13 protein-coding genes are annotated in these 15,472 nt (G+C 42.5%); 7 read left to right on the top strand and 6 right to left on the bottom strand.

Annotation, left to right across the window (positions count from 1 at the left end; genetic code table 11):
• The 3 genes from V7L20_RS10445 to V7L20_RS10435 all read right to left on the bottom strand — a co-directional run bounded on the left by V7L20_RS10445 (position 1) and on the right by V7L20_RS10435 (position 1,783).
• On the bottom strand, positions 1-567 hold the full coding sequence (locus V7L20_RS10445) for a hypothetical protein (RefSeq protein WP_334743999.1): 567 nt from the start codon (positions 565-567) through the stop codon (positions 1-3).
• Between the two features lie 142 nt (positions 568-709).
• Positions 710-1,171, bottom strand: a complete 462-nt coding sequence (locus V7L20_RS10440; RefSeq protein ID WP_334743998.1) for a DUF4079 domain-containing protein — start codon at positions 1,169-1,171, stop codon at positions 710-712.
• A gap of 231 nt (positions 1,172-1,402) precedes the next feature.
• Positions 1,403-1,783 carry a DUF1830 domain-containing protein gene (locus tag V7L20_RS10435; RefSeq protein WP_334743997.1) on the bottom strand — a complete coding sequence of 127 codons (381 nt, stop codon included), beginning with the start codon at positions 1,781-1,783 and terminating at the stop codon, positions 1,403-1,405.
• Between the two features lie 587 nt (positions 1,784-2,370).
• Between V7L20_RS10435 and V7L20_RS10430 the strand changes: the two genes are divergently transcribed.
• The 3 genes from V7L20_RS10430 (at position 2,371) to V7L20_RS10420 (ending at position 6,085) form a co-directional block, all read left to right on the top strand.
• Positions 2,371-3,960: a photosystem II high light acclimation radical SAM protein gene (locus tag V7L20_RS10430; protein ID WP_334743996.1), complete on the top strand. Its 1,590-nt coding sequence runs from the start codon at positions 2,371-2,373 to the stop codon at positions 3,958-3,960.
• Between the two features lie 101 nt (positions 3,961-4,061).
• Positions 4,062-5,450 carry a DICT sensory domain-containing protein gene (locus V7L20_RS10425; RefSeq protein WP_334744045.1) on the top strand — a complete coding sequence of 463 codons (1,389 nt, stop codon included), beginning with the start codon at positions 4,062-4,064 and terminating at the stop codon, positions 5,448-5,450.
• Positions 5,447-6,085 carry a pentapeptide repeat-containing protein gene (locus V7L20_RS10420; protein ID WP_334743995.1) on the top strand — a complete coding sequence of 213 codons (639 nt, stop codon included), beginning with the start codon at positions 5,447-5,449 and terminating at the stop codon, positions 6,083-6,085. The genes V7L20_RS10425 and V7L20_RS10420 overlap by 4 nt, the downstream gene beginning before the upstream one ends.
• A 484-nt stretch (positions 6,086-6,569) precedes the next feature.
• Here V7L20_RS10420 and V7L20_RS10415 read toward each other — a convergent pair whose 3' ends face one another.
• Both V7L20_RS10415 and clpS read right to left on the bottom strand, forming a co-directional pair.
• A complete protein-coding gene (locus tag V7L20_RS10415) occupies positions 6,570-7,403 on the bottom strand; it encodes a CPBP family intramembrane glutamic endopeptidase (protein WP_334743994.1) in 834 nt (277 codons plus the stop codon).
• A gap of 78 nt (positions 7,404-7,481) precedes the next feature.
• The gene (clpS, locus tag V7L20_RS10410) at positions 7,482-7,763 is read right to left on the bottom strand and encodes an ATP-dependent Clp protease adapter ClpS (RefSeq protein ID WP_229451116.1); all 282 of its coding nucleotides are present in this window, start codon (positions 7,761-7,763) and stop codon (positions 7,482-7,484) included.
• 299 nt (positions 7,764-8,062) lie between these two features.
• Between clpS and V7L20_RS10405 the strand changes: the two genes are divergently transcribed.
• Positions 8,063-8,407 carry a hypothetical protein gene (locus tag V7L20_RS10405; RefSeq protein ID WP_181374237.1) on the top strand — a complete coding sequence of 115 codons (345 nt, stop codon included), beginning with the start codon at positions 8,063-8,065 and terminating at the stop codon, positions 8,405-8,407.
• Between the two features lie 253 nt (positions 8,408-8,660).
• Here the strand turns inward: V7L20_RS10405 and V7L20_RS10400 are convergent, their stop codons facing one another.
• Entirely contained in the window at positions 8,661-8,861 is a 201-nt protein-coding gene (locus tag V7L20_RS10400; RefSeq protein WP_334743993.1) for a hypothetical protein, read from the bottom strand.
• A gap of 460 nt (positions 8,862-9,321) precedes the next feature.
• Here V7L20_RS10400 and V7L20_RS10395 point away from each other — a divergent pair, with 460 nt between their 5' ends.
• From V7L20_RS10395 to V7L20_RS10385, 3 genes are all read left to right on the top strand, one after another.
• Entirely contained in the window at positions 9,322-9,651 is a 330-nt protein-coding gene (locus V7L20_RS10395) for an STAS domain-containing protein (RefSeq protein ID WP_334743992.1), read from the top strand.
• Positions 9,652-9,798: 147 nt separating this feature from the next.
• Positions 9,799-12,465: a TIGR03960 family B12-binding radical SAM protein gene (locus V7L20_RS10390; RefSeq protein WP_334743991.1), complete on the top strand. Its 2,667-nt coding sequence runs from the start codon at positions 9,799-9,801 to the stop codon at positions 12,463-12,465.
• A gap of 853 nt (positions 12,466-13,318) precedes the next feature.
• On the top strand, positions 13,319-15,466 hold the full coding sequence (locus tag V7L20_RS10385; RefSeq protein WP_334743990.1) for an Rne/Rng family ribonuclease: 2,148 nt from the start codon (positions 13,319-13,321) through the stop codon (positions 15,464-15,466).
• Positions 15,467-15,472 lie beyond the last annotated feature (6 nt).

The raw sequence follows: 15,472 nt of genomic DNA, 5'->3' as shown, positions 1-15,472 counted from the left end.
TTAAGTTAATTGTTTGGTAGTTAAGGCTGTAGCGATCGCCCAGCCATCAACCAATACTAACAGCAGTGTCAATACTAGTAAAATCAAGTACATCCACGGCTGCGCTAAAGGGCGAACATCTGTAGTATCAATGCTCGTCTTTGCTTGGACAATTTGCACGAAGCGGGCAAATCCAACTATACGCATTGGTAGTAAATAAGCTTTCCCATCTTGGCTGATAAAGTAGTAAACTAGCCCTCCTTGACCAGTGGTGCGGGGTTTTAACTCTTTCATCTCTGACCAAGGTAAAAACCAGCCTTTACGAAAAAAGCTAGGTACCCAGGCGGGGTAAGTAACCTGAATTCCCTGGTCATCTACCGTTACTCGTTCGGTCAATACAGCATACAAGGCAACGAAGCCGATGCTAATCCCTATCCACAATAATTCTGAGGGTACTGGTGCAGCTGTTACCTGCGATAAAAAGGGTAATGGGATTGTAAGTGCTATGTATAGACTCAACAGCGTCATCCGAATCAAAGGAGACAGACGAAAAACAGAAGTTGAGATATTGGCTGAGTTTGCTGTCACGGCTCAATTACAATGTTTTTCTTCATTGTAAGGTAGGTCTATGTCTTACCTTGCCTGCTGCATATAAGCTATGCCACTTTAATAATTCGTAATACTCGCCTCCGGCGAGAAGCAAGCTACGTAATTGGTAATTCGTAATTTTTTAAGGTAAATACTTTTGCACCACAATCCAACCAGTAAGGGATACCCAGGCAAATCCTATAAACAAAATGATATTTATGCCGATGTGTAAAGTTCTAGCCCAAGGTCGTCTGGCACTAATTTGCGTCGCACTCAAAGCAGATAGTAAAACTAATGCTACTACTATCAATCCAGCAACTAAATGTGATGAGTGACCCAAGGAGCCAAAATGACCGAGAGTGCCAACAATGCCGATCGCTAGCAGTAGTAGTACTAAACTTACCATGCTGATGCCCATTGTATAGTGGAGCGATCGCACCTCTCTATTTCCGCTCATAAATGGCGTAATAAAAGAGAATTGCTGCGAAGTTCTCGCCCGAAACATCCAAACGCCAGTGACTGCTAACATCAGATATGCCAGCAGGGACAACCCCATTGACCAGGCGGCTATTTTCCACAACCAAAGAAATGAAGGCAGATTCATAAGAATGATTGTAGATGAAATGGGGGAGATAAGGCAGTAGGGCAGGCAAGGGGACAAAAGTTAGAACTTGCAACGGCGTCTTTCCCTTCTCCTTGTCCCTTTGTCTCTTCCCAATGCCCAATGCCCAATACCCCATGCCCCATGCCCAATAAATAATAAATCATAAACAAAAAGGGTTGCTAAATTAGCAACCCTTAAAATTTAGTAAATTTTTTTTTAATCAACTGATGCTCAACCAACGATTTGTAAGGGTTTTGTAGTATCTTCGATTTTTGTCTTAATTTGCTGCACTATTGGTCTGGTATTAATAAGGTCTTTTTCATCTGATGAGTCTGTATCAAACTCATAAACGCTGGGTTCGTCAAGTTTTAGGCGATCGCACGGAATTTTATCGGATAAAATTGCACTTGCCATCATTCCTGTATGAATCTCCAACTGACCTTTTCGCGGAGCTTCAAACACTAAACGTTGTCCAGGGAAAACAACCCTTTCAAAGTACCAATTGGGAATATTGGAGATGCGAGCTATCTGTATTTTGCTCGTGGCATTAATGTAGCAGCAAAGAATTTTTCCTGATTGCTTTGGTGGTAGAGGATCTAATATTTGAGCCATAACTGCTGAGGAGCTTTACGCCACAATTTTACATTACACTAGTCAAGACTAGCATTCGCCGATCCCCAGTTGCTGTAACTGCGAATACCAACTGAGTAGTTATAGATTATTTCTGTCTAAAGATATATTTTTAGTTATAAAAATTTTGTGAAAATTCACACCTTTTTCGGAATTATACACTATAGATAAAAGTTTTTGATATTTTTCTGGTATAAAAGTTTTAATTCTCTTAAAACAGATTGTTAGAGAATTGACATAACAACGATCCCCTTGCTTTTTGCGTAGCGAGGAAGCGAGTTTTGCTCTTTCATCTATCCCAGGATTAATCGGCTGGGATCGTCGCTTAATGAATAAACTCGATGTTATGGTAAAGCTATATGAAAAAATGTCTTCAGAAAGCTCTTTAGAAATTCCATGTATGTTTTATGTACAGCAATTTTAGCGTTTTCCGCAGTTGCTAAAAACAGGTTAAGGATTACCAATAATTGGCTAAAATGTCAAGCAAAATTGTGATAAATAAAACCAAATAAAACAAGCACACATTTTAAAACTAGATGTTTCTCTCGCTTTCTCTACAGATTGGCAAGATGGAAGTTAAAACACAGATGATAGAAAATCGAATTCTTTATGTTCGCCTTCCTTGTAACCCCATCTTTCCTATTGGGGTTGTTTACCTGAGCGATCATGTCCACAAGCAGTTTCCTGATATTGAACAGCGCATCTTTGATTTGGGAACAGTGCCACCTTTAGACTACAGTTCGGCTCTTGATCGCTGTATTGATGAATTTAAACCGACACTACTAGTATTTTCTTGGCGGGATATTCAAATTTATGCCCCAGTTGGTGGACGTGGTGGCAACCCACTGCAAAATGCCTTTGAATTTTACTATGCCAAGAATCCTCTATTGAAACTACGCGGCGGATTGGGCGGTTTACGAATCTTTATCGCTTACTATGTAGAACTATGGCGCAATCAGGGCTTAATCAAACGCGGTTTAAAACGTGCTCAAGAATATAATTATAATGCCCGTGTAGTTGTAGGTGGTGGTGCAGTCAGTGTATTTTATGAGCAGTTGGCTAAAAGCTTACCCCAAGGGACAATTATTTCTGTGGGTGAAGGAGAAACCCTGCTAGAAAAACTTTTAAGTGGTAGAGATTTTCGAGATGAACGCTGTTACATTGCGGGAGAAACTCAACCACGGGAACGGCTGATTCACGAACAACCTACTCCACTAGAAAAAACAGCTTGTAACTACGACTATATCGAAAGCATCTGGCCGGAATTTAACTATTACCTGCAAGAGCAAGACTTTTATATAGGTGTACAAACTAAGCGTGGTTGTCCTCACAACTGTTGTTATTGCGTCTACACTGTCGTCGAAGGTAAACAAGTCCGTATCAACCCAGCAGATGAAGTAGTTGCTGAGATGCGCCAATTATATGATCGCGGCATTCGCAACTTTTGGTTTACCGATGCCCAATTCATCCCAGCTAGAAAATTTATCGACGATGCCATAGAACTCTTGCAAAAAATCGTCGATTCTGGTATTACAGATATCCACTGGGCAGCATATATTAGAGCCGACAATTTGACACCCCAGTTGTGCGACTTGATGGCAAAAACCGGGATGAACTACTTTGAAATCGGCATTACCAGTGGTTCTCAAGAACTCGTGCGGAAAATGCGGATGGGGTATAACCTGCGAACCGTCTTACAAAACTGCCGCGATTTAAAAGCAGCTGGTTTTAATGATTTGGTTTCCGTCAACTACTCCTTTAACGTCATTGACGAACGTCTTGAAACCATCCGCCAAACTATCGCTTACCACCGCGAACTAGAACGGATTTTTGGTGCTGATAAAGTCGAACCTGCCATTTTCTTTATTGGATTGCAACCCCATACCCATTTGGAAGAATACGCTTTTAAAGAAGGTATCCTCAAACCAGGGTATGATCCAATGAGCTTGATGCCGTGGACAGCCAAAAAGCTTCTCTGGAATCCTGAACCTCTTGGTTCATTCTTTGGAGAAGTCTGCTTGCAAGCTTGGCAACAAAACCCCAACGATTTCGGACGCGAAGTCATGAAAATTTTAGAAGAAAAGCTGGGTTGTGCCGACTTAGAAGCAGCACTTTCTGCACCAATAGAAACAAAAGACAAACAGTTAGCAGCTGTTTGATAAAATTTCCAGAATCAGACAAGAGCAAATTTCATCTCCTTGTCTCTCGCCTGCCCCCTACCCTACCTACTCCTCCTCTGCGGTTATTTTCACCCAATCCCATGTTAGAAGGTTCAATCCTACAAAAGCTAGAATCAGCCCATCGCCACACCACCAGGCCAATTCGATTTGGTGTTTACTACAAAAATACCTTAGTTGCCCTGTGCCATGCTCTTGAAGACCATATCTTAACCGACGACGGTACACCCCTAGTAATCACAGCCTTCCAACAGGGGAAATGGTATCTACAAGAAGCCGGGCGATATGCAGATATCGCCCAGTGCAGCCGCGAAATTGCCATCATGGCTGCCTCTGAATCTGGCTTTGCTGAACATCCCACAAGCCTTTTACCCAATGTAGACTTAGTAGCATTAGATTCAGTCGATCCAGTAGCTCAGGAGTGGCACTTAATTATTTTATCGCCTAAATACACAGCAATGGTAATTTGTCAAGAGCTATCAGAGGCTGATTATGGCAGCACTGGAGTGCCGACATCAGATTTAGAGCGTAAATTCTATGGCTTGTGGACATTTGAGCCAGAGTTAGTACAAGAGACAGCAGAAATAGCGATCGCTCACATCAGAAAATACAACCCAGAACTGGCAGAAAAACTCACAGCCGATAAACAACAAATTGTACCGTCAATGGACAGATCCCAAAATTTAGGTGCAGTTGTCTCCCGTGTAGTAGATTACCTCCAAACTGGGCAAGATAATTTATCCATACCAACAGCGCTTCAGAAACAAACGCTAGATCGCAACTTGGTTTCTAACGAAATCCAAGCCTTTTTGCGAATGGCGCAACTGATGGATATGGCAGATGTCAACAATCCAATGGCAGCTACGGAAATAGTAGTTCTTGCTGAAGCGATCGGCCAGCTTTTGGATCTTCCCGCATGGCAGATTAAGAGATTGCGGCTAGCGGCTTTGTTGCATCGCATAGATCCATTACAAAATGCAGAAAGTGTCCTCACTTCTAGTAATACACCGACACGCTATCAAGAAGACGCCCCCTGTTGTCCTTTAATACCAGGAGCGCAAGTCTTGCGAACAATGCCACGACTGCGAGCCGTTGCCCAAATTATTACTCACCAAACCGAGTGGTGGAATGGTTTAGGAGAACCAGGAGGTTTAACTGGAGATGAAATTCCTTTAGAGTCGAGAATTTTGGCATTATTGGCAGACTTTCAGTGGCGACTCAATCAGCAAAAATCGTCAAATCAAAGCCAAGAACAGATATTTACTCAAGCTTTAGATGAGTGCAGACAGCAACAATCTACTCGCTTTGACCCTAAACTTGTAGATACCCTAGCTTTATTAGTAATGGGTTTACAACAGGGACTTGACTTACCCTTGATGACACCCAAATTCAGCGCCGGCATCTGGATACTTGATTCCCAATGGGATAGCCACAACAAGATAAGTGAGGAGATTGGTAGTTACTTTACATGAATATTGAAGCGATTAAATTAGGAAAACTCAAACAACTTCCAGGGGCAAATTTAGAAGACGAAGAACTCTCTCGACTGGATTTAAGCCGGATTAATCTTGTTGGTGCTACCCTTGTCGGCACTAATTTTGCTGGTTCTAAACTTGAAGGTGGGCATTTGGAGGGGGCAAATTTGATGGGAGCCAACCTCCAAGAAACTGACTTGCGCGCGAACCTGATGGGAGCAAACCTGATGCAAGCAGATTTAACAGGCGCTGACTTGCGGGGTAGCAATTTGCGTGGCGCTAACTTGATGGGAGCAAGACTCAGTGATGTGTCATTGGTGGGTGCTTTCTTAAGTGGTGCCAATTTGATGAATGTGAACTTGCAAGGCGTTGACTTACGGGGTGCTGACTTGCGCGGTGCAAACCTGACAGGGGCAAACCTTAAAGGTACAGACTTGAGTCGCGCCGATTTGCAAGGGGCTTTGTTGAGTGAAGCAAACCTGGAAGAAGCTGACTTGCGAGGGGCGAATTTAGCAGGGGCGAATTTTTCAGGGGCGAATTTGCTTTGTGCAGAGTTAGAAGGTGCAAATTTGAGCGGCGTTAATTTGAATAAAGCGTGTGTAGTGGGTACTGTGGTTGAGACTCTTGCATAAAGATTGTACCGAAAAGCCCAGTATACTTGGGTATTGTTAAATTTTTCGCAAATGATACCCATTGGCGCACAAGTCTCAATCACCGCAATTATTCCCATGTTGATCGCGATCGCAAATCGGCAATGAGAACAGTTTAAAGAATTGGAGGCAAATTTTGTATCCCAGTATGGAGTAGAGGTATGGCAAAAGGTTTTTTATTTTCATCTCAAGCCAGCACTGGATAAAGATTTTGATAGATGCCTACTAATCCAGTGGTGTGGTGAAGGAATTATTTCAGTCAAAAATGTGGCTTAGGTGCGATCATACAAGGTGAATTATAGCGATCGTTTTTATTCCAATCCGAAGCTCACTGCTTCGCCGTTTTACAGTATTCTTAGCTATTATTAAAATTTTGTAGATGAAGCAGGTGAAAATTTGTGATGACAATCTTTACAACTAGAAAGAAAAGTAAGTAATAAAGCTGATACGATTAATAATTTTATTTTCATATATGACGCGATCGCTCAGTTCGCCCTCGTATCCACAAAGCTAGTACACTCATTAACAACACCCCCATCACTCCTTGCAAGGGATTATTATTCACACCAGTTACCCAATCAGGAACCTGACCAGAATATTTCACTAATTTACCTACATTAATAATGTAGTAACTCCAAACTAAACCACCATGTAGACCAATTGGAAAACCCAAGCGTCCCCTTTGCCAACGCTTTCCCCATACCTGCGTTAACCCCAGCAGTACTAAAGCTGGGAATTGCGGCAGTGTATGAATAATTGCCTCCCAGGGTTTAATAAAGTGCAATGTAGCAAAGCCAGTTGCATCTGTCCACAGTGCCACACGCAGACTGTAATCTCGTTGTAATTCATCTAGCAACCAGCCTCGGAATAACAATTCCTCAGCAAATCCAACACCTAAGCCAACAAGTAAACCTTCTAAAATCACTTTCACCAAAAAAACTTTCGGTTGTTGCCACACTAGCCAACCCAATAAACTTTCTAACCCAAAAAGTATCAGAATATTAATTATGCCCAGAGCCAAGCCACGCAGTAAATCCACACCGTTTTGCCGCGTGAATTCTAAGCCATAATGCCGCAGAATTTGGGGCTGCTGGTAGACATATTTACCCCATAATCTCAGAATAAAAATAAATACTGCATATAATAATACCAATGTCAATATACTTTCTAAGTTTGAATCATGCACTAGTAAGTATATTGGTGTAGCCAATGGCAACCATAGCAACAATAAAGTCAAAATAAAAGCACCCAGCCTAATAAGGGCAGGGCGTTCAGCTAAATGGACAAGGTTTTTTTTCATACTAAATAAGTCACTAATCAGCAGCCAATACTCTAAATTTCGACTAATGACCAATGACCAATGACTAATAACTAATGACTATTCATCAGGTTCAATGGTGCTACTTAAACCATGACTTTTCAAGGTTTCGCAATAAAACTCAGCGTGTTCGAGGGCGCAAGTAATGACTAAAGCTAGCCCATTAGTATGGGCTTCCATCATGATGCTCACAGCCTGTGGTTGGGTAAGGCTTGGCACAGTGGCTATGAGTGACTGTACAACATGCTCCATCGAGTTGTAGTCGTCGTTATGGAGCAAAACGCGATACCGAGGCGCGAGCTTGCGGGATGTAGAACGCTTTTCAATAGTTTCAACTGACACGGCTCTCTGCTCTTTTCTCGTTAATTCACTACAACAAAGTTTCTGTTTTGCGATCGCTTAACAGTTATTTATCTATTCTATAGTATTTCTGTCCAGATACTATGCTAGGAAAACCCTTTGCTGCTAAGGATTGGTCATATTAATTTTGCGTAGGCACTTGTGAGGCATATCTCTTAAGACATGGTTGCCATGAGAGTGCTACCCTAATGTTACAGAAGTTGCTTTAAAAGTAGCGCATTTTCACTTTTAAATTAAAAAAGTTACAAAACAATCGTTGTCGCTGCCCAAACTGCATAATGATGGACATTAGCCTAAATTTTCTTCAACCAGGACAAATTGTGTCTTTAGAGCATGGCGACAGGAATCTGTATGCAGAAGTCATTCAATTTGTAGTTTCCCGCCAGTTGTGCTGGGTACGACCTTTATTAATGGTTACTTTTATTCAAGAATCGCCGCTAATTACGGATTTGCGAGATGCGTCTGACTTGCTTTGGCCTGCCAATTTATTTCGACCAGCATTAGACACAGAAGTAATTACCTTCTTGAGCCAAGTTTTAGCAAAAGAACCAAAAACTGAACCTGACTCAGCCGCCAAGCAGCAACTCAATCAGTTTATTCACCAACTTTGGCAAGCATATCAATAGGGCATTAGGAACGTAGATTAAATAAAATGCAAAACTTCATCCTGTATCTAGCTTCTCTCTGCTTTATAAGAAGAGAGATTGAGGGTGAGGTAAGCTAGGGACATAATAAATTGTATGTTATTTAATTCTTGTTCCTTAATCATTAATCATTGGGCATTGGGCATTTGCCAGGAATTAGAAATTATTATTCTCCCTCTGCTCCCTCATCGTTCCGTTACAAAACTTAATTACAAATTATGAATTAGGAATTATTCTAATATCCCAAGTTAGGAACCAACTGAATTTTACCAGCATCCATCTCTGCCATTAATAATTCCAAAGCTTCGTAGTCAACATCAGAAATATAACCCAGTTCCGTCAATTCTGAGTTGATTTCATTTTCTATCTCAGGAGTCAATTTTTTAATGTCAAGAGCCTTTTCTACTAATTTACGAATAGCGTACTTAGTTCTCATAAGTAATAACCTAAGTTTATATGATACTAATTATTTCCGATTTATCTAAGCACAAATAGTGATCTAATAGTCACATAGATCATATTTTAATTAGTTAAAGAAATAATTCGCTATGAGTATGTCGGATGCCATCAGCAACGCTAAAGTGAGGAATTTAACTTAACCGTTAAGGCTTGGCTAAATCAGCTTTAGCTATAGACTAAGCAAGTTTTATCAGCATACTTACTGATGATTTGTCGCTTCTACGGCTGTCTATAGTTGATTGTTTTTGAACTACCAGAAAAAAAAAGTATATATAATCACATTTTCACCTGGAATTATGACAATCTTTAAACAGAGATGCTAAAGCAATAAAGATTCAGCAAAGTGAACTCAGACATATGGTCGATGCAACAAAATAGAGTTTATGTTCAAATAACTCTTAGCTTGACGCTTTAATAATTCTCAATAGGATGTAACTATGCAAGCAGTGCTTAACTATCCGAAGATTGCAGTTATTCGCCCCCAAGGCTTTTTGAATGCTACAAACGCCTTGGAATTTGAACGAGATATGACCACAGCGTTAGCACAAAATGGTATTTCTATCTTGGTAGTAGACCTCGCAGCAGTAGAATCGTTAGACAGCGCGGGTTTAATGGCATTGTTATCTATACACAAGCTGGCTCTTAGTTTAGGAAGGGGCTTTCAACTTTGCGCTGTTGCTCCGTCAATTAGAATTATTTTTGAATTAACGCAACTCGATAGGGTGTTTGAAATATTGGATGGTAAAGTTGAGTTGGCTGCAACATAACTTTATATAAAAGCCTAAGTCTCGGATATGAAGTGGACTTTATGTAAAGGAGTTATAAGTTGCAACAGTAAACTCTGTCATAAGACCTAATTCCATGCTAATGTTGGGTTTGAGTAGCTGTAATTAAGGTAGCTAGAAGATAGCACAGTGGCTGTTGCAGTTGAAAAATTAATAACATCGGATATTTTAAAACCAGGACGTTACCTGGGTAATGAGCGTTTAGCAGTACATAAACCTTGGGATACGGCAGCAATACGCTGGGTATTAACTTATCCAGAAGTATATGAAGTCGGTGCATCCAATTTAGGGCATATCATTCTCTATAACATCTTGAATGCCCAACCGCGTCAATTGTGCGATCGCGCCTACCTCCCAGGAAAAGACCTGGCAGCCAAACTACGCGAAACGAATACGCCGTTGTTTGCTGTAGAATCAAAGCGATCGCTCACAGAATTCGACATTTTAGGTTTTAGCCTCAGTTACGAACTGGGTGCAACTAATATCTTAGAAATGTTGGATTTGGCTGGAATTCCCTTGACGTGGCGAGAACGGCAAAAAGCGGGGAAAGCAGGGGGAGAATTTACGAATCTCCAGTCCCAGTTTCCGTTGATTTTTGCTGGTGGGCAAACAGCAACATCTAATCCTGAACCTTATGCCGACTTCTTCGACTTTATCGCCCTTGGAGATGGAGAAGAATTGCTGCCAGAAATTGGTTTGGTATTGCAAGAAGGCAAACAAGCAGGATTGAGTCGGGAACATCTGTTACTGGATTTAGCACAGATACCAGGTGTATATGTCCCTCAGTTTTACGACATGGCAGAGGATGGCTCAGTTCATCCTCGTCGCCTAGACGTACCAAAACGAATTCTGCGACGGGTTGCAACTCCCATACCCGCATATTCCATTGGGTTAGTTCCCTACGTGGAAACGGTGCATGACCGCTTGACCATTGAGATTAGGCGTGGTTGCACTCGTGGCTGTCGCTTCTGTCAACCAGGAATGTTAACTCGACCAGCACGAGATGTAGAACCCGATCGGGTTGTAGATGCAATTGAACAGGGGATGCGGGCAACTGGTTACAATGAGTTTTCCCTACTATCTCTGAGTTGTTCTGATTATTTGTCTCTACCAGCAGTGGGGATGGAAATCAAAAATCGCTTAAAAAATGAAAATATTTCTCTGACCTTACCAAGCCAACGGGTAGACAGATTTGATGAAAATATTGCCAATATCGTGGGAGGTACGCGGCAAGGTGGACTGACTTTTGCTCCAGAAGCTGGAACTCAGCGGATGCGAGACATAGTAAATAAAGATTTGACGAATGAAGAATTGTTGCGGGGGGTGAAAACCGCTTGGGAGCAAGGCTGGAATAAAATCAAGTTGTATTTTATGATTGGCTTGCCGGGTGAGACGGATATTGACGTTTTGGGTATTGCCGAAACAGTAAGCTGGCTACAGCAAGAATGTCGGGGCAAGGGCAGAAAACCCTTAAACTTTAATCTGACAATTTCTAACTTTACACCGAAGCCCCATACGCCATTCCAATGGCATTCAGTTTCTACCACTGAATTTAAGCGCAAACAAAACCTGTTGCGCCAAGAATTCCGCCGAATCAAGGGAGTGAAGGTAAATTTTACCGATGTTCGCATTTCGGCAATGGAAGATTTTGTGGGACGAGGCGATCGCAATTTGGGCAAAGTAGTCCGGCGTGCCTGGGAATTGGGTGCAGGTATGGATTCCTGGTATGAAAATTTAGATCAGGCTTTTAGCGCTTGGGGGTCTGCGATCGCTCAAGCCGATCTAGACTGGAAATACCGCCAAGTAGAAAATGGCGAATGGAATTTGTTTGACGCAGAGGCGCAGAAGGTCAAAGAAGCAGAGGAGAATACCCCACTCAGGACTCCCCATTCCCTCGGTATTCCCCTACCTTGGGATCATATTGATACCGGAATTGACAAAAAGTGGCTCCAAGAAGACTTGCAACGCGCCTTAGAAGCTGCAATTGTACCCGATTGCTCTTTTGAAGGTTGTTCTCACTGTGGTGTATGTGGAATCGACTTTGGCCACAACGTCGTGATTGAATCACCTGCTATCCCCAAGTTCGCTGGCGAGTTTGTTCCTAATACAAGTAAGGTACAAAGACTGCGAGTTTGGTTTGGGAAACAAGGTAATATGGCTTTGGTAAGCCACCTAGATTTAATCCGTCTGTTTGACCGAGTCGTGCGGCGAGCAGGCTTACCAATCGCTTTCACTGGTGGATTTCATCCAATGCCGCGAATTTCTGTAGCAACTGCTTTGGCTTTAGGGGCTACTAGTAGTGGTGAGATTGCGGATTTTGAGTTAACTGTACCAGTGGCAGTTGATGCTTTTCGAGAACAGTTGGTTCGGGAAATGCCCACAGACATACCTATATATAATGTGGAGCAGATAGATTTAAAAACTTTAGCAGCGACTCAACTGCTAGAAACCGCAGAATATTTAATTACCGTAGCAGCATTTGAAGAAGTAACACCTATACAATGGCAAGAATGGATTGATACCATCAAAGTAAAAGATGAACTGTGGTACGAGCATACAACAAAGTCAGGCAAGAGCCAGTTAATAAATCTGCGCGATCGCTTATTTGAACTGGAATTAGTAGAAACCCGCAAAAGCATTGCAGAATCTATATCTGTTATCCGTTATGTAGGTAGCTATCGCCAAGATAGTTTTCTATTGCGTCCTGAACAAATCCTGTTTATGCTAGGGATGGTGGCTAGTGGAGAATTCCAACTCCTGCACATCCACCGCAATCGGCTAATTTTAAGGGTATAATCCCTGTAGGGCAGCTTGCTAGTAGTTGTCTTAACGTGGTTATATCGTTGGAATTGATTTTTAGCAAGGTTGCGTTAGAATGGGGTGAAGAGAAATTTTCTGGCGCTGCATTGAATTAGCTGGTTCACTACCCTGGTGTTCAGGGGGCGAAAGCCAAGATTGAAGAAGTGCAAATTCTAGGATTTTATCCCAGACAAACTGAGGCAGATTAAAGAACATACACTCTCTCTATGGCTACCTTGTGAATCAATAACTAACAGCAGCTTCGCTTAGATTCTCTAAATCCATGCTTTTTAAACAGCTGCTAAATTGTTTAATCCCCAGTAGTGCCGAAGAGCTAGTGAGCTACTTTTCTAAAGTTGTTCGCCTTTGGCGTTCCCTTAGGTTAACAACTGCCGTCGGTTAGTCCGAATTTGCAGACGTTCACCAGACAGGCAAAGCGCGGCTTAAAGTAGGGTAGCAGCTGGCATCGCTGAGTAAAACTCTAAGGATAAATCCGGGGAATAGAAAATAGAAATAGTTTCTTTTTCTTAAAGACATCAGTAGGTTACTATCAAATGAAGCTTCCTGAGTTTAAAACTCACTCAGGATTCAGGACTTTTAACTTAGAACTCTCTTTATTGAGAGTATTGCATCACAAATCAACCACAGACGGTTGATTTAATTGCTTAAACATGAAGCATTTCTGGAATAATCCGCCGTAAAAATGCTCTTAAGAGCGCTAATAGCTATTTAATTTAGAAGCTCAAGTTTGCGAATTTTATTATCAGTAGCGCCTTTTAAGGGTTGCAGGGGCAACAAAGGTATAACAAACCTCCAGACCTATTGGTGCTGCTAATTTTGAGGAAATTGAATGCCAAAACAAATTATCATCGCGGAACAGCACCAAATTGCTGCTGTCTTTTCTGAAGATCAAATACAGGAACTAGTTGTTGCTACGGGTCATCACCAAATAGGTGATATCTACTTAGGAGTAGTAGAAAACGTATTGCCTGGGATAGATGCGGCTTTTGTCAATATTGGCGACCCAGAGCGCAACGGTTTTATTCATGTCACCGACTTAGGGCCACTGAAGTTAAAGCGTACCGCAGCAGCAATTACAGAATTATTAACACCACAGCAGAAAGTTTTGGTGCAAGTAATGAAAGAGCCAACGGGGACAAAAGGCCCTCGGCTTACGGGTAATATCACTTTACCTGGACGCTACGTAGTATTGATGCCTTATGGTAGAGGCGTAAATTTATCCCGACGGATTAAAAGTGAAAGTGAGCGCAACCGCTTGCGGGCACTAGCAATTTTAGTCAAACCGGCGGGAATGGGTTTGCTTGTGCGTACAGAAGCAGAAGGCAAACCCGAAGAAGCGATTATGGAAGATTTGGAATTGCTGCAAAAGCAATGGGAAGCCATTCAGCAGGAAGCACATTCCACACGTGCCCCAGCATTACTCAACCGCGACGATGACTTCATTCAGCGCGTATTGCGGGATATGTACGGCGCGGATGTAAATCGGATTGTCGTGGATTCCAGTACTGGTTTGAAGCGCGTGAAGCAGTACTTGCAGAACTGGAGCGGAGGTCAAACACCGCAGGGATTGTTAATTGACCATCACCGCGATCGCTCTCCAATTTTAGAGTATTTCCGCATTAGTGCCGCCATTCGAGAAGCCCTAAAACCGAGAGTAGACCTACCTTCTGGAGGCTACATCATCATTGAGCCGACAGAGGCATTAACCGTAATTGATGTTAACTCAGGTTCCTTCACGCGATCAGCAACAGCTAGAGAAACAGTTTTGTGGACAAACTGCGAAGCTGCAACAGAAATTGCTCGCCAGTTGCGTCTGCGGAATATTGCCGGGGTGATCGTTGTTGATTTTATTGATATGGAATCACGACGCGACCAGCTGCAAGTTCTCGAACACTTTAATAAAGCACTTAAAGCAGACAAAGCTCGTCCGCAGATTGCCCAATTAACCGAACTGGGTTTAGTAGAACTGACCCGGAAACGCCAAGGTCAAAATATTTACGAATTATTTGGTGAAATTTGCCCCACCTGTGGCGGTTTAGGGCATACTGTGCGTCTGCCTGGAGAAATCGAAAACCGATTACCAATACCAGCAGAAACTCCAGAGCGTGAACGTGAGCGTTTTGTACCCCTGCCTCACCGAGAACCACGTCAGCCTGCTGCCCGCATCCTAGAACCACGAGAAACCTATGATGGATTTGGGGAAGCATTTGACGGCGATCTAGAATCGGGTAACCTAAATTTGATCAATCATCCTAGTTATCAAGACCTTAATGATAATAAGCGTCGTACCCGCACTCGCCGCAGTCGAATTCCCATCAATGGGTTAAACGGGAAAGATGAAACTCGGGTTATAGCTAATCCACTGGCTTTTGTTAATGAGCCAGACTTAGACCTTGATGTTGAACCAGAACTAGGAGTTGCACCAGAGATCCCCTCACCCACCCTTGGTAAACCAGGTTGGAGTGAAAGAGTAGAGCGCACTGTAGTAGATCGCACTATTGATCGGACCATAGATCGCACTAAAATTACCAAGGCAGAGCCAGTCAAACCAGTGGTAGAACCACCGGAGATTAGAACTGTAGAAATGAGCCTCCAGGAACAGGATATCTTTGCCCTAATGGGAATATCCCCCTTGGTGAAGTTAGAGCAAGAGGTTAAAAATCCTAAGTCTGTAATTATTAACGTGATTCAGCCTGGTCAAAAGCCAACAACTCCAACTGAATCAACCTCAGAATCAACCATTTTTCAAAAAGCAACACCTGAAATAATCCCAAGCAAGATACCAATACCAAAAGTTATTGAGGCAGAACCAAAACCTTTGATAGAAGAAACAACTAAACCATCTGAGTTGACTACTAACCCAACGGGTAGCTTGTCTGCGAAAGCTTCCGCCAACGAAGATGAAAATGATGCGAACAGCGCCGCCACTGCTAGCCGTCGTCGTCGCCGTCGTTCCTCAGCGATCGAGGATAATTAACTTGCT

It is taken from the genome of Nostoc sp. (assembly GCF_036916735.1).
Lineage (GTDB): Bacteria > Cyanobacteriota > Cyanobacteriia > Cyanobacteriales > Nostocaceae > Nostoc.
This window is presented reverse-complemented; position numbering and strand designations above follow the sequence as displayed.

Coding starts and splice junctions, on each gene's coding strand:
- V7L20_RS10440 (WP_334743998.1), bottom strand. CDS start 1,171: ATGAATCTGCCTTCATTTCTTTGGTTGTGGAAAATAGCCGCCTGGTCA.
- V7L20_RS10435 (WP_334743997.1), bottom strand. CDS start 1,783: ATGGCTCAAATATTAGATCCTCTACCACCAAAGCAATCAGGAAAAATT.
- V7L20_RS10430 (WP_334743996.1), top strand. CDS start 2,371: ATGGAAGTTAAAACACAGATGATAGAAAATCGAATTCTTTATGTTCGC.
- V7L20_RS10425 (WP_334744045.1), top strand. CDS start 4,062: ATGTTAGAAGGTTCAATCCTACAAAAGCTAGAATCAGCCCATCGCCAC.
- V7L20_RS10420 (WP_334743995.1), top strand. CDS start 5,447: ATGAATATTGAAGCGATTAAATTAGGAAAACTCAAACAACTTCCAGGG.
- V7L20_RS10415 (WP_334743994.1), bottom strand. CDS start 7,403: ATGAAAAAAAACCTTGTCCATTTAGCTGAACGCCCTGCCCTTATTAGG.
- V7L20_RS10405 (WP_181374237.1), top strand. CDS start 8,063: ATGGACATTAGCCTAAATTTTCTTCAACCAGGACAAATTGTGTCTTTA.
- V7L20_RS10400 (WP_334743993.1), bottom strand. CDS start 8,861: ATGAGAACTAAGTACGCTATTCGTAAATTAGTAGAAAAGGCTCTTGAC.
- V7L20_RS10395 (WP_334743992.1), top strand. CDS start 9,322: ATGCAAGCAGTGCTTAACTATCCGAAGATTGCAGTTATTCGCCCCCAA.
- V7L20_RS10385 (WP_334743990.1), top strand. CDS start 13,319: ATGCCAAAACAAATTATCATCGCGGAACAGCACCAAATTGCTGCTGTC.